Source organism: Streptomyces sp. EDA2-14, assembly GCF_054963755.1.
In genome coordinates this window covers 1-18,043 of the sequence record NZ_JBUEGE010000021.1, presented here as the reverse complement: position 1 = coordinate 18,043, position 18,043 = coordinate 1, and the positions used below count along the sequence as shown (strand labels likewise).

Sequence of the window (18,043 nt, the reverse complement as noted above, 5' to 3'; positions counted from 1 at the left end):
GCCAGGCAGCGGGAGGCGGGTGGTGTGCCGTCTGCGGCGGGAGTCGGCTTGCGCCTGTCTCATTCCAGGGCGCCCGGTCCGGGAGGGCGCGTCCGCGGTTGCGGACACGCGCCGGGGCGCACTCGATTCCGGGCGCTATGCCCAGGTCATGAGCGGACGACGCCCGTGTCCAAGCGATCGTCCAATGCCCGCTGGGAGTTGATTGAGCCGGTCCTGACGGCCTGGCGTCATCAGCGCCATGGCCGGGCCCTGAGCTTCGGTCGGCCCGCCAAGGTCGATCTGCGCGAGATCGTGAACGCGATCCTGCGCTCGGCCTCCTGCTTGCGGTGCCGGTAACAGCAGCCGACGTCCGGGACCCTGCGGCCGGCTCCCGACCCTTCAGCCAGGTCGCCGCCGACCGGCCCGGCCTGCGACTACGAAACCCTGCCCCCCCGCTCCGAGGCCATGATTCTCAGTGGGGCCTGAGTCCTTCGACGACGACGGTGAGCATCCGGTCGAGTTGGGGGCGCTGCTCGGGTGCGCCGGCCACGGAGAGCAGGCCGGCGAGGATGCCGCCCACGTCGACCGGGTCGATGTCGCTGCGCAGCTCTCCCGCCGTGGCACCGGCCTCGAGCACCATCGCCAGGATCTGCTGGACCTCGTCGCAGACCGGTCCGGCACCGAAGCGGCCTGAAGCACTCATGGCCACCAGTGCCTCGCAGATGCCACGTCGTTCGCCGGCCCAGTCGGCGAATCGGAGCATCCACGCGTGGAGGGCATGTGCGGGCGGCTCGGTCGTCAGCAGGGTGCGCGCGTCTTCGCGCAAGGGGCGAATCTGGTCCCGGTAGACCTCTTCGACCAGGTCCTCCCGGGTGGGGAAGTGCCGGTACAGCGTGGCGTTCCCCACTCCCGCGCGCTTGGCGATCGCGTCCAGCGAGATGGCGCGTCCGGACGCGAAGGCTTCGGCGGCCGTGGCGATCAACTGCTCGCGGTTGCGCTGCGCGTCGGCGCGCAGAGTGCTTCGTGGAGGTGTCATGACCTTCGCGATCGTGAGTGTCGGATGAGGCTCGGGAACGATTCGGGGATGTCCCCGGTTCAGTGTACGGTGAGGCAAACGGGGTGGTCCCCGTTTACGGGTGGTCTCGCCCAATCTGCTGCAGCGACGAGAGGTCTGCCATGCCTACAGCGCTCATTACCGGGGGGCGACCGGGATCGGCAGAGCGAGCCCCCGGGGCCACCGACACCCCGCTGTTCGACAAGCCGGGGCTTCCCCAGAGCGGCCAGGACGTCACCGTGGCCGGCGGCCACGGACTCGGCGCCTGAAACCCGGGCGGGCCGACCACCGATCCGCACCTCTCGAACACCACGAACCACAACTACAGGAGCACACATGCCGCTCACTCTCGACACCTATCGGCTGCTGGGACGTTCCGGACTGCGGGTCTCACCGCTGGCGCTGGGTACGGCGACGTTCGGCACCGAGTGGGGCTGGGGCGCCGAGCGCGACGAGGCGCGCAAGCTCTTCGACCGCTACACCGAACTCGGCGGCAACTTCTTCGACACCGCCAGCACCTACACCAACGGCAGTTCCGAGAGACTGCTCGGCGAGTTCGCCCGCACCAACCGCGACAAGATGGTGCTGGCGACGAAGTACTCGACGCTGCGCCGGCCCGGTGACCCCAATTCCGGGGGTACGCACCGTAAGAGCATGCTGGCGTCGGTGGAAGCCAGCCTGCGGCAGCTCGGCACGGACTACATCGATCTGCTCTATGTGAACGTATGGGACTTCAGGACGCCGGTGGAGGAGATCCTGCGCGGCCTCGACGATCTGGTCAGGCAGGGCAAGGTTCTGTACGTGGCGGTCTCCAGCGCACCTGCCTGGCAGGTGTCGCGCATGCAGGCGATCGCCGACCTGCGCGGCTGGTCGCCGCTGGTCGCGCTGGAGATCGAGTACAGCCTGATCGAACGTACTGGAGAGCGTGACCTCATTCCCATGGCACGCGAGATGGGGCTGGGCGTGGTCCCCTTCTCCCCGCTGGGCGGCGGGCTGCTCACCGGCAAGTACAGCCGGGACGACCTGAACCCGACGGGTCCCGTTGCCGGCGAAACCGCCGGTAGTCGCAGGAGCCTCAACGCGGCCCTGGGTATGGTCACCGACCGCACTCTCGCCGTCGCTGATGTGGTGAAGGACGTGGCCACGGAGCTGGGCAGCACACCCGCCCAAGTCGCACTGGCCTGGACCCTGAACGCTCCAGGCGTGACGGCACCCATCGTGGGTGCCCGCACCGTCGCGCAGTTGGAGGACAACCTTGGTGCCCTGCAGGTCGACCTCACTCCTTCCCAGCTGGCCCGCCTCGACGAGGTCAGCGCCATCGACCTCGGCAATCCGCACGGCCTGCTCGCCGGCGACCACATCCGCACGGTCACCTCGGGTGACATGGAGATCGAGACCCGCCGCTGATGCGTCCTATAATGTCGTGATCACAGGTGGCAGCAGCGGCATGGGACTCGCGGTGGCGGAGCTGCTGGTGCGGGGCGGAGCCCGCGTGGTGATCACCGGCCGTTCTCAGGCCAGGCTCGACGCCGCGCGCGAACGGCTCGGCCAAAATGCCGTGGCCGTCCGGGCGGATGTGGCCTCACTGTCCGACCTGGACATGCTCGCCGGCCGAGTAAAGAGCGAATTCGGCTCGATCGAGGCTCTGTTCGTCAACGCCGGCATCTCACCCCTCACGCCCCTCGACTCGACGACCGAGGAGATGTACGACGAGCTGTTCGCGATCAACGTCAAGGGCGCCTTCTTCTCCGTTCAGAAGCTCGCCCCGCTGCTGAGCGCGAACGCCGGCGTCGTCCTCACCACCTCGATCGCCAACGTCATGGGCCTGATGGACACCAGTGTCTACGCTGCCGGCAAGGCGGCGCTGCGCTCGATGGCCCGTACCTTCTCCCGTGAGCTGCTTCCGCGAGGGATCCGTGTCAACGCGATCAGTCCGGGGCCCATCGACTCGGGGATCCTTGAGACGATGAACCTGTCCAAGGAGGCCGCCGACCAGTTCAGGGCGGAGCGGACCGCGAGCAATCCCATGAAGCGTTACGGCACCGTCGAGGAATTCGCCAAGGCGGCCGCGTTCCTCGCCTTCGACGCCACGTACACCACCGGCATCGAACTGGCCGTGGACGGCGGCGAAACCCAGCTCTGAGCCCGCCCTATCGTGCCGCCACGGGCGTCGGGTCCGGCTACCGCTCCCGAGGCGCGAGTCCGACGCCGGGGGCCCGTCCGGGAGCACGGCCACGGCTCTCCGGTGCAGCCCGGACGAGTTCGTAGGTGTCACCACGGCGGACGACATGGCCCGCGGTGGGCGGGGGGAAGTGGCTGCCCAGGAGCAGGGTCCGGGTGCCGGCGAGTGTGTCGAGGAGGCGCCGCCTGGTCCGGGCCGCGGCGGCCGGGTCGATGTCCACGCAGCTGCCCAGGTCGGGGTGGGCCAGCTGGACGGGGTGGTGGACGCAGTCCCCGGTGATGAGCGCGGTCTCGCCGTGGCTGCGCAGCTCCACCGCAACTTGGCCGGGCGTGTGCCCGGGGGTGGGCAGCAGGCGGACGCCCGGCGCGATCTCCATGCCCTCGACGGGGACCTCGACGAGGTCGAGCAGACCCGCGTCCTTGATGGGATGCACCGAGTCCCGGAACATCTGGCGCCGGGCCCCGTCCATGTCGGCCCCGGCCCAGTAGTCCCATTCCGTGCGGGTGGTGAGGTAGCGGGCGTTCGGGAAGGTCGGCACCCAACTGCCTTGCTCTGCCGTGGTGTTCCAGCCGACGTGATCGGCGTGGAGGTGGGTGAGGACGACCAGGTCCACCGCCTCCGGCGCGAAACCGGCCTCCGTGAGCCGCCGCAGATAGTCGCTGTCCAGGTCGTCCCAGGCGGGGTTGGCCCGCGGCTTCCCGTTGCCGATTCCGGTGTCGACGAGCACCCGCAGACCGTTCACCTCGACCGCGAAGCTGTGACTGGCCAGGCGCAGAACGCCTCGCTCGTCCGCGAAGTCTGGCTGGAGCCACGGCACTTGACCCACGACATCGGGGGTCGCTCCGGGCAGCAACCAGGGCCCGGTCTGCGGGGGCAGGTGAACCTCGTCGATGCGGCGGATCGCGAGATCTCCGACCGTCCATGTCGGGGTGTCGACCGTGCCGGGGAGGGACGCGGCGGCCATCAGGGGCTCCTTTGCTCGTGGCGAGTGGCGAGTGGCGAGTGACGGAGGACGGAGGACGGCGCCACAGAGGCGCCTAAAAGCAATGTGTTTGCGTTTAGTCACCGTAGGGCCTACCGTCCACTAACGCAAACAGTTAGCGTTTAGCCGTCACGGGTCGTCACGGACACCACCTACGAGCACGCACAACATGCACGTACAGAGCTGGGAGAGCACTGATGCAGACAGGCGCACTCACCCCCGACGAAGCAGCCCGTTGGGCGCTCCGGGCAGGGCTGCCGCTGAGCGAGGAGCGTCACGAGGCGGTGGCCGGTACCGCCGAGCACATCCAGTCCGTCATCGCCACGCTGCGGGAACTCGACTTCGGGGACACCGCACCCGCAGCCGTTTACGTCGCCGGTCAGGAGCACGTCGATGCAGCCGTTTGAGTTGTCGCTCAGCGAAGCGGCCCGCGCCGTGCGGGCGAAGGAACTGTCCCCCGTCGAGCTGACCGACTCCGTCCTGGAGCGCATCGGCGTGGCCGAGCACCGACTCCAGGCCTACGTCACCGTGGCCGGGGAGTCCGCCCGCCGGTCGGCGGCACAGGCCGAGCGGGAGATCTCGGCCGGCCGCCCACGCGGCCCGCTGCACGGCATCCCGATGGCGCTCAAGGACCTGATCGACGCCGCGGGCATGCCGACCACGGCGAGCTCCCGCGTACGGGCGGACCATGTGGCGCACACAGACAGCGCCGTGGCCGCGCGCCTGTCCGAAGCGGGCGCGGTCCTGCTCGGCAAGACCCACACCCACGAATTCGCCTACGGCCTGACGACGCCTCAGACCAGCAACGCGTGGGACCACAGCCGTATCGCCGGAGGTTCGAGCGGCGGCTCCGCCGTGGCCGTCGCCGCGGGAGAGGCGACGTTCGCGCTGGGCACGGACACCGGTGGCTCCATCCGCGTACCCGCCGCCCTGAACGGAGTGGTCGGGCTCAAGCCGACCTACGGCCTGGTCCCCCTGCACGGAGTGACCTCGCTGTCCTGGTCCCTGGACCACGTCGGGCCCCTCACGCGCACCGTCGAGGACGCGGCGCTCGTGCTCGACGCACTGGTAGGGCACCACGCACCGGCAGACGTGTCGTTGAGCGACGGCGCCGGCCTGACGGGACTGCGCGTCGGCGTGCCGCGCAACTACTACTTCGACCGGATCTCCCCCGAGGTCGACGCCGCCGTGCGGCAAGCCGTCGAGCAGATAGGACAGTTGGGCGCCGAGGTCGTCGAGGTCGAGATCCCGATGGCGCGCTACGTGCAGGCAATCCAGTGGGGGCTGATGGTTCCCGAGGCGACGGCGTATCACGAGCAGACACTGCGCTCCAGCCCCGGGCTCTACACCGCAGACGTTCGTATCCTGCTGGAAGCCGGTGAACTCGTCCCGGCCGGCGACTACCTCCGCGCCCAGCGTGCGCGCACGATGATGCGCGACGCCTGGACCCGGATGTTCCGCGACGCCGATGTCGACGTCATCGCCGCTCCCGCCGTGCCGGCGACCGCGGCCAAGGCCGGACAGGAAACCGTCGAGTGGGCCGACGGCACGGCGGAAGCCGTCTCCGACAGCTACGTCCGGCTCTCCGCACCGGCCAACATCACCGGCGTTCCGGCCCTCACCCTGCCAGTCGGCCGCGACCGGGCGGGCCTGCCGATCGGCATGCAGTTGATGGGCCGCCCGCTGCACGAGGCGACCGTGCTGCGGGTGGGCCGCGCCTACGAACTGGCGGGCACCGGCGCGGGCAGGCTCGCCCCGATCGCGGCGTGAGCACGCACCGCGCGCAGCACGTGGCGGGGCGCATGACAGAGGCGACCTAGAAGCAACGCAATTGCATTAAGGTGAACGACATGAGCCCCAAGCCCATGCGTCGCCCCGGCGGGCGCAGCGCACGCGTGCAGGAGTCCGTACACGCGGCGGTCCGCGAGCTGACGGGCGAACTGGGGCGCGAAGCCCTGACGGTTCCGATGGTCGCGACGCGGGCCGGGGTGACCCCGTCGACCATCTACCGACGGTGGGGCGACCTGCAGGAGCTGTTCTCCGACGTCGCCGTCGAGCACCTGCGCCCCGAGGCACCCCCGGCCGACCTGGGCAGCCTCCGCAAGGATCTCGACGCGTGGGCGGAGCAGTTCCTGGACGAGATGGCCTCCCCGCCGGGGCGCGCCTACATCCGCGACGCGCTCCTCGGGGACCCGGACGGCAGCAACGCCGGCCAGTGTTCGGCATACGCCGCCGACCAGATCGACATCGTGCTGGCGCGGGCGGCGGAGCGCGGCGAGCCCGTCCCGGACACGGAGCGGGTCATGGACCACGTGGTGGCTCCCATGATGTACCGCATCCTGTTCCGCCCCGGCCCACTGGACGCCGCGTACGCCCGCGAACTGGTCGAGCACGCCCTCGGCCGCCCCTGAGCCACCCTGGTCCTGCCTTCCGCCTTCTGCCTGCGGCAGAACACCGGCCCGACCGGGCTCGGCCATCACTACAGTCCAGGCTCATGACGACGGTGACCACGCGCACGATCGAATACGCGGCCGACGGCCTGACGATGATCGGGCACCTCGCGCTCCCGGCCGGTGTCGACCGCCGGCCCGCGGTCCTGGTCGGGCCCGAGGGGGTGGGGCTCAGCGACGTCGAGCGCCGCCGGGCGGATGCGCTCGCCGAGCTGGGATACGTGGCGCTGGCCTTCGACCTCCACGGCGGGCGCTATCTGGGCGACCCCGAGGAGATGCTGGCCCGTTGCCTGCCGCTGCTCGCCGACCCCGACCGGTTGCGGGGCATCGGCCACGCGGCGCTCGACGTGCTCCGCGCCGAGCCGCGGACCGACCCGCACCGGATCGCCGCCGTCGGCTACGGCACCGGGGGCGCGGTCGCGCTGGAACTCGGGCGCACCGGCGTCGACCTGCGCGCCATCGCGACGGTCAACGCACTGACCACGGGCCGACCGGGCGAGGCGGCGCACATTCGCTGCCCGGTGTGGGCCGGAGTCGGGTCGGAAGACCCGATCATGCCGCCCGCGCAACGGGACGCGTTCACCGCCGAGATGCAGGCCGCGGGCGTCGACTGGCGCCTCGTGGTCTACGGCGGCGCCTTGCACGCCTTCCATCACCCACCGGTCGACCACACCGTGCGCCCCGGGGTCGGCTACCACCCGCAGCACGCGCGGCGAGCTTGGCGGGACGTCGTCGACCTGCTCGCAGAGTGTCTGCCCACAACGGAGTGATCACAACGGAGCGATCCGGTCGGCACGTGGGAAAACGACTTCGACGCCGGACGACCGGGCGGGCACCTCCCTAGAGTTCGCGGAAGTACACGGCGAGCGGGTGGGGAGTGCAGCCGAGCGCTTCGTAGAGGGCCCGGGCCGGTGCGTGGAACTGGTCGCCTCCGGTACCGATCTCGACGACCTCGGCCCCGAGGGCCCGCATCCGTGCGAAGGCGTGCTCGCACAGTGCGGTGCCCAGGTGGTGTCGTCGGTGCCGGTCCGAGACGGCGAGGATCGTGATGTCACCCTTCCTGCGGGCGGGATCGACGCGCCAGGCCACGTAGCCCGCGACGCCGTCTTCGGCTTCGGCGACGGCGACGTACATGTGCCGTTCGGGGGCGTGGAGTTCGGCGACCTGCTGGCGGTAGTCGTCACGCCAGTTGCCGTGCTGGACGGCGAAGACGACCTCGCCCATCAAGGGGCGGAAGGAGTCCTCGTAGAACGGCCGGAAGGTGTCGATGGTCAGTTCGGTGAGGGGTGCCAGGTCGTGCTGGGTGAATGCGCGGATGAACATGGAAGTGCGCCTCTCTGGCTGAGGGCTTGATACCCGGGCGGAACGAAGGCATGGGTCGGCCCGCTCCCTGCCACAGAACCGGCGCTGGGGCGGGACCTTCAGCGACGCGTACGCCAGGCGTCAAAACACTCCATGGTCCGCATCGTAGCGCTCAGCGCTTGACCTGAACCGTGGTCCAGGTCCGAGGCTTGCGCCATGAGTGATGAGCAAGAGCAGTTCGGCATCGGCGAGGTCGCCGCGCGTACCGGTCTCGAACCCGACACACTGCGGTACTTCGAGCGACAGGGGATCCTGCCTGCGCCGCGCCGGGACACCGCCGGACGCCGTCAGTACGTCACCGGCGACGTCGACGTGATCCGCATGCTGGTTCACCTGCGCGAGACCGGGATGCCCCTGGCCGACATCGCGCAGTTCACCGGTGCCGATGCCAGTGCCGGGGTCGCCGACCCCGCGCGGTTGCGGCTGGAGCTGCTCACGGCACATCGCCGCCGCGTCGAGGATCGCCGCGAGGCACTGGACCGCGCCCTCGAGGTCATCACCCGCAAGATCGCGGACTACACCGACCGGGCAACGACCTCGCCGGACCTTCTCGTGCGGCCCGACACGACGCTCGCCTACAGCGTCCAGGGGCAGGGACCACTGCTCTTCCTCGTCGGCGCGCCGGTGGGCCGAGCCGGATTCGGTGCGCTCGCGGACGAACTCGCGGGCCGGTTCACGGTGGTCACCCACGACCCGCGCGGCATCGGTGCCAGCCGCGCGACGCACGCAATGGCCGCGCCCACACCCGACGTTCTGGCTGAAGACCTCGCCGCGCTGGTCGACACGTTCACCGGCGCGCCTGCCTTGTTCGTCGGCACGAGCGGCGGAGCCGTGACCCTCCTCGAACTGGCGAAGCAGCATCCCGACCTCATCGGCTCGGCCGTGCTGCACGAGCCGCCCCTGATCACACTCCTGGACGACGACGCCCTGGCAGCCCGCGCGGCGTCGGCGTTCGCCGTCGCGCCGACCGATCCTCAGCGAGCCGTGCAGGAGTTCTACGACCTGAGCGGCGCCGCCCACCACACCGGCCCGGACCAGGCGCCTCCCCCGCACATCGAGCTGCCGGAGCTGCCGGCGGAGGAACTGGACAAGAACCGCTACTTCCTTGGCCGGATGGCCGGTCCCAGCGTCTTCTACGAGCCCGACATCGAGCGTCTGCGTGGATCCAGGCTGACGGTGTGCGCCGGCTCGTCGAGCCATCACCAAATGGCACGTCGGGCAGCCCACGCGCTGGCCGCACTGCTGCGACGGCCCCTGATCGACATGCCCGGCAACCACATGGGCGCAAGCGCGGAACCGGCGGAGTTCGCTCGCGCCCTCCTGCCGCTGCTGGACCACTGAGCGGCGCGGTTTCTTCACGTTTCCACACCGCCTGTGCAACGCAAGTGGCATGGTGGACCGGCCGATGAGCCGGACGCCCTGGCGTCCATATTGGGGGGACTTTCATGCGCACTCGCACTGCCGCGGCCTCTGCCGCTCTGATCCTGTGCACCGTACTGGGCTCGACGGCCTGCTCGACCTCCTCCGACAGCACGCCGTCATCCGACAGCACGCCGTCATCCGGCAGCTCGGCGTCGTCCGAGAACAAGACGGGCGAACGACAAGCGGACAGGGCCGAGCCCGGCATCGATCCCTCCGCGTGCGCGACGTCCAGCGACAAGATGCCCAAGGGATGCGAGATCGACGTCGACGTCTCGGAAATCTCCGAGGCCACACCGGCGGACGAACCACCGTCGACCAAGTAAAGGGCCTCGGCCACCCGCACGTCCTCAGTCCCGAACGCCCCCTGGTTTCCGCCCGGTTAACTCTCTCGGAACCTCTTCCCGCATCCAGCGGATCCAATGTATACATTGGATATGAGTGGAGCTGATCGAACACGTCGCGGCGACGCGATGGGCACGGACGCCGTCACGGACGAGCTGCGGCGGCTGATCGTCGAGGGCGTCTACCCGCCGGGGCACCGCCTGGTGCAGGAGGAGCTCGCCGACCGGTTCGGCGTGAGCCGGATCCCGCTGCGGGAGGCCATGCGCACGCTGATCAGCGAGGGGCTGCTGCGGTCCGCAGGGCGCGGCACCTTCGTCACCGCGCTGGACCTGGACGAGATCGACGAGATCTACACCCTGCGCCGACTGGTCGAGCCGAGCTTCGCCGAGCACGTCACCGACCGGGCCTCCCGCCGGGACATCGGCAGGTTCGAGGCCATGGTCTCCGACATGGACCGGGTCCACGAGATCGGCGCCGACGCCTGGTCCCGCACCAATCTCGCCTTCCATCTGGACATGTATCGCATGTCCCGATTGCCACTGCGCTACGAGGTCATCTCGCAGATGTACCACCGCCTTGAGCCGTACTCGCGCTTCTACGTGCACGGCACCACGGCCTACGAACGGGTGCAGCACGAGCACGCCGCGATGGTGCAGGCGGTGAAGGACGGCGACGCCGAGGAGCTGGCCCGGCAGATCGTGGCGCACATCGACGGCGGCCAGCAGGGTCTGCACGCGGCGTGGGAGAACAGCAACGGCGCTCTGCAGCAGTACTGGGCGGAGTCGAAGCGGTGACGGCCGTCGCGGTGAACACCGACGTCGGAGAGGGCTTCGGCGCCTGGGGGCCCGACGACGAGGGCGAGTTGCTCGACCAGGTCACGGCGGCGAACGTGGCCTGCGGGTTCCACGCGGGCGACCCCGACATCCTGCGCCGCACCTGCGCGCAGAGCGCGGAGCGCGGCGTGGCGATCGGCGCGCAGGTCTCCTACCGGGACCTGGCGGGCTTCGGGCGGCGCTTCATCGACGTCCCGCCACCGACTCTCGTCAACGAACTCCTCTATCAGATGGGTGCATTGGAGGGTTTCGCCCGTCTCGCCGGCAGCCGCATCAGCTACGTCAAGGCGCACGGGGCGCTCTACAACGTCTCGGCGCGACACCCCGGGCACGCGGGGGCGCTCGTGGAGGCCGTCGCTCTGTACGACCGGGAGTTGCCGCTGCTGTGCCAACCGCGCACCGAGGTCTGGACGTTGGCCGTCGCGGCCGGGTTGCGTCCGCTCGCGGAGGGCTTCGTCGACCGTGGCTACACCGACGAGGGGCTGCTCGTTCCCCGGTCGGATCCGGGCGCACTGATCACCGACCCCGTCGAAGCCGCGCGGCGGGCCGTGCAGATGGCGGAAGAAGGCACCGTACGTGCCGTCAGCGGGCGGGTGGTCCGGGTCGCGCCGGACGACGGAAACGTCGCGGCACTGTGCGTGCACAGCGACACCCCCGGCGCGGTCGGCCTGGCCGCCGCGGTCCGCACCGAGTCGGCGCGGCGCGGGATCTCCCTGGTGCCGCCAAGAGACCTTGTGGGCGCGGGAGTCGCCTCATGACGGTGCTGCGGCGCACGGGCGACCGCGGCTGGCTCGTCGAGTGCGCGGAGCGGGCCCCGGCGACGGTGGCGGCGGCCATCCGTGAGCAGCCGTGGTCACGGCACCTTCAGGACGTCGTCCCCGCCGCCACGACCGTGCTGGTGGTGGCGGACGACATCACCCGGATGCAGCGACTGGCCTCCGAGCTGCGCACCGTACTGAAGGAGCGCCGCTCCGAGGGCACGGCCGGGGCGCGGCCGAGAACGGTGACCGTGCCCGTGCGCTACGACGGCCCGGACCTGGCGTCCGTCGCCGAGCGCACCGGCATACCTCCGAAGGAGGTCGCCCGCCTGCACGCGTCGGGCGAACACTCCGTCGCCTTCTTCGGCTTCGCCCCCGGATTCGCCTACGTCGACGGGGTGCCGGAGGCGCTGCGGCTGCCGCGCCTGGCGAGCCCGCGCAGCCGGGTGGCGGCCGGAGTCGTGGCCGTCGCGGGGAACCAGACCGTCGTCTACCCCGGCGGCACACCTGGCGGCTGGCACCAAATAGGCACCACGGACGTCCGGTTGTGGGACGTGACGGCCCGGCCGCCGAACCGTCTCGCCGTGGGCGACCGCGTCGTCTTCGAGGTGGTGGAGTCATGACCACCCTACTCAGCCCACCCGCCGACACCCCGGCCTCCCCCGGCCGTCCGATTGCTCAGGCCGTCGTCGTACGGTCCGGCATCGCGACCAGCATCCAGGATCTGGGCCGAACAGGCCTGGCCCACCTGGGAGTTCCCCGCTCGGGCCCCGCCGACCGGCGCAGCTTCACCCTGGCCAACCGCCTCGTCGGCAACGCCGAGAACACCCCCGCCCTCGAAGTCACCCTCGGTGGGCTGGAGTTGCGGCTGACGGTCGCCCGCCACGTCGCGATCACCGGCGCCCCCGTGCCCGTCGCACTGAACGGCGTACGCGTCGGGGATCCGGTACGTGTGTACGTACCGGCGGGCTCACGCCTCGCGCTGGGGCGGCCGTGGACGGGCTGTCGTACGTATGTGTCGATCAGTGGTGGCATCGAGACGGAGCGCGTGCTCGGCTCTGCTTCGCGCGACTCCCTGACCGGGCTCGGACCCGAGCCCGTCGCCGCCGGGTCGGCACTGGCCCTCGGCGACGCCGGTGCGGTCCCCGACGTTCCGCTGGAGCTGGCCTTCAGCCGGGTGCCGAGCGGTGGGCGGGTCACGGCCCGGTTCCGCTGGGGGCCGCGGCACGATCTGTTCGATGCCGCCGACCTTCGCCGGCTGGCCGACACGGACTGGCGGATATCGGCCCAAGCAGACCGCGTGGGCGCCCGTCTGACGGGGCCTCAACTGGAGATCGGCTCCGTGCACCTCCCCAGCGAGGGCACCGTCCGCGGAGCGATCCAGGTGCCGCCCTCCGGAGAGCCCATCGTCTTCCTCTCCGACCATCCGGTGACCGGCGGCTACCCCGTCGTCGGCGTCGTCACCGACGCCGACACCGATCTGATCGCGCAGGCCGTCCCCGGCGACGAGCTGCGCCTCCTGCCCGTCGGCTGACCGCCACCGGTCGGCCGAGCACCGATGCAGTACCCGTACAACGATTCACCGACAAGGAGACAGCACATGAGCCTGGTTCCCTTCCACCTGGCGATCCCGGTCGACGACATCGAGGCCGCCCGTAAGTTCTACGGCGAGGTCCTCGGCTTCAGCGAGGGCCGCTCCGACACCAAGTGGATCGACTGGAACTTCGGCGGCCACCAGGTCGTCACCCACCAGGTCGGCGACGGCACCCCGAAGGAGACCCGCGACGGCATCGCCGGGACCAACCCCGTCGACGGCCACCAGGTGCCGGTCCCCCACTTCGGACTGGTCCTGCCCGTCGAGGAGTTCAAGGTGCTCGCTACGCGACTGACCGACATCGGCACCGACTTCGTCATCGACCCGTACGTACGGTTCGAGGGCGAGCCGGGCGAGCAGTGGACGATGTTCTTCCTCGACCCGGCCGGAAACGCCCTGGAGTTCAAGGCGTTCGCCGACCTCGAGCAGCTCTTCGCCGTCTGATCCGATCCCCGGCACACGGCCCGGAACGACGCCGAACGACGGGCGTCGCAGGGATTGCCGTCCCCGCGACGCCCGCCATGAAGCCCCGGGCCGTGCACGTCCCGTCCGCCTCACACGGACGAGCCCCGCACGGCTGACAGCACATCCCAGCACAGGACATGTCAGATCCGGAGGACTCCCATGACGACGGTACCAACGCGCCCGCGAACCCCTCACACCAAAGGTCGCGGCGACAGCGCCGACCGGCGTCCCCGCCGGGCCGCCTTCGCCGCCGCGGCCGGCACCGCCATCGAGTACTACGAGTTCGGCGTCTACGGCTATCTCGCCGTCGTCATCGGACCGCACTTCTTCCCCAGCGACAACCCCACCGCCTCGCTGCTCGCCACGCTCGCCGTCTTCGGCAGCGCCTTCCTCATGCGTCCCATCGGCGGCATCGTCCTCGGCAGGCTCGGCGACCGGCTGGGACGCAAACCCGTCCTCGTCGTCACCGTCGTCGGCATGGGCACCGCCACCGCCGCCGTCGGCCTGCTGCCCACGGCCGCGTCCGTGGGGACGGCCGCGCCGCTCGCACTGCTCCTCGTCCGTCTCGTCCAGGGCTTCTTCGCCGGTGGTGAGGTGACCGGTTCGGCCACGTACCTCGCCGAGTCCGCGCCGTCCGGCAGGCGCGGCTTCTTCGGTGCGTTCACCCCGGTCGGTGTCGCCGTCGGCGGCGGCACCGCGGCCCTGGTCGCCGGCACCGTCACCACCGTCCTGAGCGACGCGCAGCTGGAGGCGTACGGCTGGCGCATCCCGTTCCTGCTCTCGCTGCCGCTCATCGCCGCCGCGCTCCTGGCCCGGCACCGGCTCGAGGACACCGAGGCATTCCTCGCCGAGAAGGAGACACCGGCCGCCGAGCGCAAGGTGCCGCTGTCGGAGGTGTTCACCCGCTACCGCAAGCCGCTGCTGAAGGTGACACTGCTCGCCACCGGCTCCAACTGCGGCTACTGGGTCGGCCTGATCTTCATGAACATCTACCTCACTTCCGACCTCGGCTATTCCACCCGGTCCGTGTTCTGGCTGATGGCCGCGATCAGCTTCTTCGTGGCCTGTCTGATGCCGGGCTTCGGCGCACTGTCCGACCGCTGGGGCCGCAAGAAGGTCATCACCATCGGGTTCACCGGGTACGCGGTGCTCGTCGTCCCCGCCATGCTCGCCATGGGCGTCGGCAGTTTCCCGCTGGCCGCCGTCGCGATGATCGTGCTCGCCCTGCCCATGCCGATCGTGCAGTCCGTGACCTATCCGACGTACGCCGAGCAGTTCCCGACCCGCGTGCGGTACACGGGACTGTCCATCGCGTTCAACGCGGGAACCATCATCGGCGGCGGACTCACCCCCTACGTGGCCACCTGGCTCATCTCCACCACGGACAACCTGCTGGCACCGGGCTTCCTGCTCATGGCCGTCGCCGCGATCTCCCTGCTCACGCTGCGCACGGTCGCCGAGTCCAGCCGAGGAGACCTCACATGACCACGACACCCTCCGGCCCCACGCTGCCACGGCAGACACCCGGAAGCCCGCGCGCCCTGCGCCACCAAGCCGCCGAAGGCACCTGGACAGGACCCACCGCCGGCATCCTCGACGGCCACCAGCAGGCCAACCTCGTCGTCGTCCCCGAAGACCTCGCGTACGACTTTCTCCTCTTCTGCGTCCGCAACCCCAAGCCCTGTCCGGTCGTCGCCGTCACCGACCCCGGCGACCCCGTGGTCCGGCTCGGCACCACCGAGGCCGACCTGCGCACGGACCTGCCCCGTTACCGGGTGTGGCAGCACGGCGAACCGGTCGACGAGCCCCACGACATCACCGCGTACTGGCGCCCGGACTCGGTGGGCTTCCTGCTCGGTTGCAGCCACACCTTCGAAGGGCCGCTGCGCCGTGCGGGTGTTCCCGTACGCCACCCGGAACACAACCCCGCGCCGCCCGTGTACGTCACCGACCGGCCGACGGCCCCGGCGGGACGGCTCTCGGGCCCCCTGGTCGTCAGCATGCGAGCCGTCCCCGACCACCTCGTCGCCCGCACCGTCGAAGTGACGTCCCGCTACCCGACCGGCCACGGCGCCCCGGTCCACGTCGGCGACCCGTCCCGCCTCGGCATCACCGACCTGGCCCGCCCGGACTTCGGCCCACCGCCGGTCGTGGGCCCCGGCGAGACACCGGTCTTCTGGGCGTGCGGCGTCACACCCCAACTCGCCCTCCCCGCAGCCCGATCCACGTACGCCATCACCCACTACCCCGGCCACATGCTCGTCTTCGATCACGACGTCGATACCGACATGACGAACTGACCACGCGAGGCGGCGAACAGCCTCACTCAGCGGTCTTCCGCGCGCGGGAGACGAAGTCCGCGACGGTCGAGGTCGTGGTGCGGTGCCAGCGGGCGCTGTCGCGCAGCATCGCGTGGTCGCCACCGGGCACGAGGGTGAAGTCCGCCCGCGCACCGGCCGCTCGCGCCCGTCGAACGAACTCGGCGGAGGCCCGAGGATCGGTGACGCGGTCGCGGTCGCCGTGGAGGACGAGGACGTCCTTGTCTCTCAGGTGCGCCACGGGTTCGTTCTCCGGGCACCAGGGGGCCAGCGCCACGACGGCCCGAACCCGGGGCGCTTGCGCGGCGCGCAGGACCGCGCGGCCGCCCATCGAGTGGCCGACGAGGACCACGGGTACGTCGCCCGCGAGCCGGGCCAGTTCGTCCAGCGCCCGCTCCGCGTCGAGCAGGGCATCGGCGTCGGCCCCGTTCCAGCCGCGCACCCGGTACCGCACCCGCGCCAGGAGGACGGGGTCGTCCGCCAGGGCCGCCGCGGTCGCGCGCTCGAAGGGTTTCATGCGCAGCGCCGCGAGATGCCAGGGCCGTGACGGGGACCGGCTGTCGGCACGGCCGCCGTGCAGGAACAGCACCGCGGCCCGCGCCCCGGGCGGTGTTCGCCACGGAACCAACGCGGCACCGCCCGCACTCGCCACCGTCGCTCGCTGCCCAGAATCGGTCATGCCTCATCCTCCCTGCTCCACGACATGACCGTGGAACGCTCCTTACTGATCATTCGACGCCCTTCGTGAAACGGTTTGGTCGACCAGGCCAATCCACGGCCCTGCGGGTTCCGGATTACCCATATGACAGTTCCCGACCACGGAGGGCTCCGTGAAAGATGCCGTACACATCGGCAGAACGCCATCGGCCGATCCTGACCTGGAGACGTTGGTGGGACGCGTCGCCCTCGGCGACGAGGAAGCTTTCGCCTCGGTGTACGACAGGGTGATGGGCCCCGTCCTGGGAACCGTACGGGCCGTCCTGCGCGATCTGGCCCAGTCGGAGGAGGTGGCCCAGGAGATTCTGGTGGAGGTCTGGCGCACCGCTCCCCGTTACCGCTCCGACCGCGGCACGGCCATCAACTGGATCCTGACCCTGGCGCACCGTCGGGCGATCGACCGGGTGCGTTCCGTGGAGGCCGCAGCGGCCCGCGACCGCAAGGCCGCGCTCCTCGACCACATGCCCGACTTCGACCAGGTGAGCGAGCAGGTGGAGGCGCGCCTGGAGCGCGAGCAGGTGCGGCGCTGTCTGCGCACGCTGACCGAGATCCAGCGCCAGGCCGTCACGCTCGCCTACTACCGCGGGCTGACCTACCGTCAGGTCGCCGAGGCTCTCACCCTGCCTTTGGGTACGGTGAAGACGCGGCTGCGTGACGGACTCATTCGGCTCCGAGACTGCCTGGGGGTGACCGCGTGACCACCGCCGATCTGCACATGCTGACCGGGGCCTACGCCCTTGACGCGCTGTCCGAGGAGGACCGGGCCGAGTTCGAGCGGCACCTCACGGAGTGCGAGGCCTGCGCCCTGGAGACCGCCGAACTGACCGCGACAGCAGCCCGGTTGGGCCTAGCCGCGACCGTCACTCCGCGTCCCGAGATGCGCGAGCAGGTGCTGCGCCGCATCACCACGGTCCGCCAGGACCCGCCGGGCGAGCCGGGCCTGTCCCGGTCGGGGCGGACGGCCGCCGCCCGGCGGCGTCTGCTGTCGCGGTGGGCGCTCGCAGCCTGCTTCGCAGCCGCCGCCGTCCTCGGGGGCACCACCGTGTGGCAGCACGAGCGCGCCCGGGACGCCCAAGAGCAGGCCCGGCAGGCGGAAGCGGGCAACGACCGGATCGCCGCGGTGCTCGCCGCACCGGACGCCAAGACCGACTCGGCGCAGCTGGGCGACGGCGCCAGCGGCACCGTCGTCGTCTCCAAGAGCCAGAACCACGCCGTGTTCATCGCCTCCGGGATGGCACATCCGCCGCGCGGCAAGGTCTACCAACTCTGGTTCGACGACGGCGGAGCGATGCGGTCGGCGGGTCTCATGAACAGCGACCGCAGCGACCAGGCGGTGCTGCTGCACGGTGGCATCGACGGGGCGTCGGGCATGGGCATCACCGTCGAGCCCGCCGGCGGCTCGGACCGGCCGACCTCCGACCCGGTGGCGCTGATGGCCTTCCCGACGTGACCGACTGAGTTCCAACCGTCCTTACGGAAGCGTCCTTACGGAAGCGTCCTTACGGAACCGTCCTTATGGTGGCAGCCCCCGAGCTGCCACCATGGTGTGTCGGTCGCCCGGTTCAGCTCTTGGGCATCAGGACGC

Annotated in this window: 21 protein-coding genes and 1 pseudogene; 18 read left to right on the top strand and 4 right to left on the bottom strand. The window is 70.6% G+C overall.

Features of this window, described 5'->3' with window-relative positions; all coding sequences use genetic code 11:
- Positions 1 to 148: 148 nt before the first annotated feature.
- A pseudogene (locus ACY34M_RS34585) lies at positions 149 to 306 on the top strand (IS5 family transposase); the annotation flags it as partial.
- 145 nt (positions 307 to 451) lie between these two features.
- Here the strand turns inward: ACY34M_RS34585 and ACY34M_RS34580 are convergent.
- Positions 452 to 1,015 (bottom strand): TetR/AcrR family transcriptional regulator, encoded by a 564-nt coding sequence (locus ACY34M_RS34580; protein WP_462716652.1) that lies wholly within the window; start codon positions 1,013 to 1,015, stop codon positions 452 to 454.
- 354 nt (positions 1,016 to 1,369) lie between these two features.
- Between ACY34M_RS34580 and ACY34M_RS34575 the strand changes: the two genes are divergently transcribed.
- Entirely contained in the window at positions 1,370 to 2,440 is a 1,071-nt protein-coding gene (locus tag ACY34M_RS34575; protein ID WP_462716651.1) for an aldo/keto reductase, read from the top strand.
- Between the two features lie 16 nt (positions 2,441 to 2,456).
- A complete protein-coding gene (locus ACY34M_RS34570) occupies positions 2,457 to 3,176 on the top strand; it encodes an SDR family oxidoreductase (RefSeq protein ID WP_462716650.1) in 720 nt (239 codons plus the stop codon).
- A 37-nt stretch (positions 3,177 to 3,213) separates the two neighbouring features.
- Here the strand turns inward: ACY34M_RS34570 and ACY34M_RS34565 are convergent, their stop codons facing one another.
- On the bottom strand, positions 3,214 to 4,179 hold the full coding sequence (locus tag ACY34M_RS34565; RefSeq protein ID WP_462716649.1) for an MBL fold metallo-hydrolase: 966 nt from the start codon (positions 4,177 to 4,179) through the stop codon (positions 3,214 to 3,216).
- Between the two features lie 215 nt (positions 4,180 to 4,394).
- Here ACY34M_RS34565 and ACY34M_RS34560 point away from each other — a divergent pair, with 215 nt between their 5' ends.
- The 4 genes from ACY34M_RS34560 (at position 4,395) to ACY34M_RS34545 (ending at position 7,417) form a co-directional block, all read left to right on the top strand.
- Entirely contained in the window at positions 4,395 to 4,604 is a 210-nt protein-coding gene (locus ACY34M_RS34560) for a hypothetical protein (RefSeq protein ID WP_462716648.1), read from the top strand.
- Complete coding sequence (locus tag ACY34M_RS34555) at positions 4,591 to 5,967, top strand: amidase (RefSeq protein WP_462716647.1); 1,377 nt, start codon at positions 4,591 to 4,593, stop codon at positions 5,965 to 5,967. The genes ACY34M_RS34560 and ACY34M_RS34555 overlap by 14 nt, the downstream gene beginning before the upstream one ends.
- 80 nt (positions 5,968 to 6,047) lie before the next feature.
- Positions 6,048 to 6,608 (top strand): TetR/AcrR family transcriptional regulator, encoded by a 561-nt coding sequence (locus tag ACY34M_RS34550; protein WP_462716646.1) that lies wholly within the window; start codon positions 6,048 to 6,050, stop codon positions 6,606 to 6,608.
- A gap of 83 nt (positions 6,609 to 6,691) precedes the next feature.
- Positions 6,692 to 7,417, top strand: a complete 726-nt coding sequence (locus ACY34M_RS34545) for a dienelactone hydrolase family protein (protein ID WP_462716645.1) — start codon at positions 6,692 to 6,694, stop codon at positions 7,415 to 7,417.
- Between the two features lie 70 nt (positions 7,418 to 7,487).
- On the opposite strand, the gene ACY34M_RS34540 is transcribed toward ACY34M_RS34545, so the two are convergent.
- Positions 7,488 to 7,970 carry an N-acetyltransferase family protein gene (locus ACY34M_RS34540; RefSeq protein WP_462716644.1) on the bottom strand — a complete coding sequence of 161 codons (483 nt, stop codon included), beginning with the start codon at positions 7,968 to 7,970 and terminating at the stop codon, positions 7,488 to 7,490.
- Positions 7,971 to 8,165: 195 nt separating this feature from the next.
- On the opposite strand from ACY34M_RS34540, the gene ACY34M_RS34535 reads away from it, so the two are divergent.
- The 9 genes from ACY34M_RS34535 to ACY34M_RS34495 all read left to right on the top strand — a co-directional run bounded on the left by ACY34M_RS34535 (position 8,166) and on the right by ACY34M_RS34495 (position 15,723).
- The gene (locus ACY34M_RS34535) at positions 8,166 to 9,350 is read left to right on the top strand and encodes an alpha/beta fold hydrolase (protein ID WP_462716643.1); all 1,185 of its coding nucleotides are present in this window, start codon (positions 8,166 to 8,168) and stop codon (positions 9,348 to 9,350) included.
- A 104-nt stretch (positions 9,351 to 9,454) separates the two neighbouring features.
- Entirely contained in the window at positions 9,455 to 9,754 is a 300-nt protein-coding gene (locus ACY34M_RS34530; RefSeq protein WP_462716642.1) for a hypothetical protein, read from the top strand.
- 111 nt (positions 9,755 to 9,865) lie between these two features.
- A complete protein-coding gene (locus ACY34M_RS34525) occupies positions 9,866 to 10,567 on the top strand; it encodes a GntR family transcriptional regulator (RefSeq protein ID WP_462716641.1) in 702 nt (233 codons plus the stop codon).
- Positions 10,564 to 11,364, top strand: a complete 801-nt coding sequence (locus ACY34M_RS34520; protein ID WP_462716640.1) for a LamB/YcsF family protein — start codon at positions 10,564 to 10,566, stop codon at positions 11,362 to 11,364. The genes ACY34M_RS34525 and ACY34M_RS34520 overlap by 4 nt, the downstream gene beginning before the upstream one ends.
- Positions 11,361 to 11,987 carry a 5-oxoprolinase subunit B family protein gene (locus ACY34M_RS34515; protein WP_462716639.1) on the top strand — a complete coding sequence of 209 codons (627 nt, stop codon included), beginning with the start codon at positions 11,361 to 11,363 and terminating at the stop codon, positions 11,985 to 11,987. Before ACY34M_RS34520 ends, ACY34M_RS34515 begins: the two co-directional genes overlap by 4 nt.
- Positions 11,984 to 12,898 (top strand): 5-oxoprolinase subunit C family protein, encoded by a 915-nt coding sequence (locus ACY34M_RS34510; protein WP_462716638.1) that lies wholly within the window; start codon positions 11,984 to 11,986, stop codon positions 12,896 to 12,898. Before ACY34M_RS34515 ends, ACY34M_RS34510 begins: the two co-directional genes overlap by 4 nt.
- A 66-nt stretch (positions 12,899 to 12,964) precedes the next feature.
- On the top strand, positions 12,965 to 13,402 hold the full coding sequence (locus tag ACY34M_RS34505) for a VOC family protein (RefSeq protein WP_462716637.1): 438 nt from the start codon (positions 12,965 to 12,967) through the stop codon (positions 13,400 to 13,402).
- 180 nt (positions 13,403 to 13,582) lie between these two features.
- Entirely contained in the window at positions 13,583 to 14,908 is a 1,326-nt protein-coding gene (locus ACY34M_RS34500; protein WP_462716636.1) for an MFS transporter, read from the top strand.
- Positions 14,905 to 15,723: a putative hydro-lyase gene (locus ACY34M_RS34495; RefSeq protein ID WP_462716635.1), complete on the top strand. Its 819-nt coding sequence runs from the start codon at positions 14,905 to 14,907 to the stop codon at positions 15,721 to 15,723. Before ACY34M_RS34500 ends, ACY34M_RS34495 begins: the two co-directional genes overlap by 4 nt.
- A gap of 22 nt (positions 15,724 to 15,745) precedes the next feature.
- On the opposite strand, the gene ACY34M_RS34490 is transcribed toward ACY34M_RS34495, so the two are convergent.
- Complete coding sequence (locus ACY34M_RS34490) at positions 15,746 to 16,420, bottom strand: alpha/beta hydrolase (protein ID WP_462716634.1); 675 nt, start codon at positions 16,418 to 16,420, stop codon at positions 15,746 to 15,748.
- A gap of 151 nt (positions 16,421 to 16,571) precedes the next feature.
- On the opposite strand from ACY34M_RS34490, the gene ACY34M_RS34485 reads away from it, so the two are divergent.
- Entirely contained in the window at positions 16,572 to 17,156 is a 585-nt protein-coding gene (locus tag ACY34M_RS34485) for a sigma-70 family RNA polymerase sigma factor (protein ID WP_462716633.1), read from the top strand.
- Positions 17,153 to 17,908: an anti-sigma factor gene (locus ACY34M_RS34480; protein WP_462716632.1), complete on the top strand. Its 756-nt coding sequence runs from the start codon at positions 17,153 to 17,155 to the stop codon at positions 17,906 to 17,908. The genes ACY34M_RS34485 and ACY34M_RS34480 overlap by 4 nt, the downstream gene beginning before the upstream one ends.
- Positions 17,909 to 18,043: the final 135 nt, after the last annotated feature.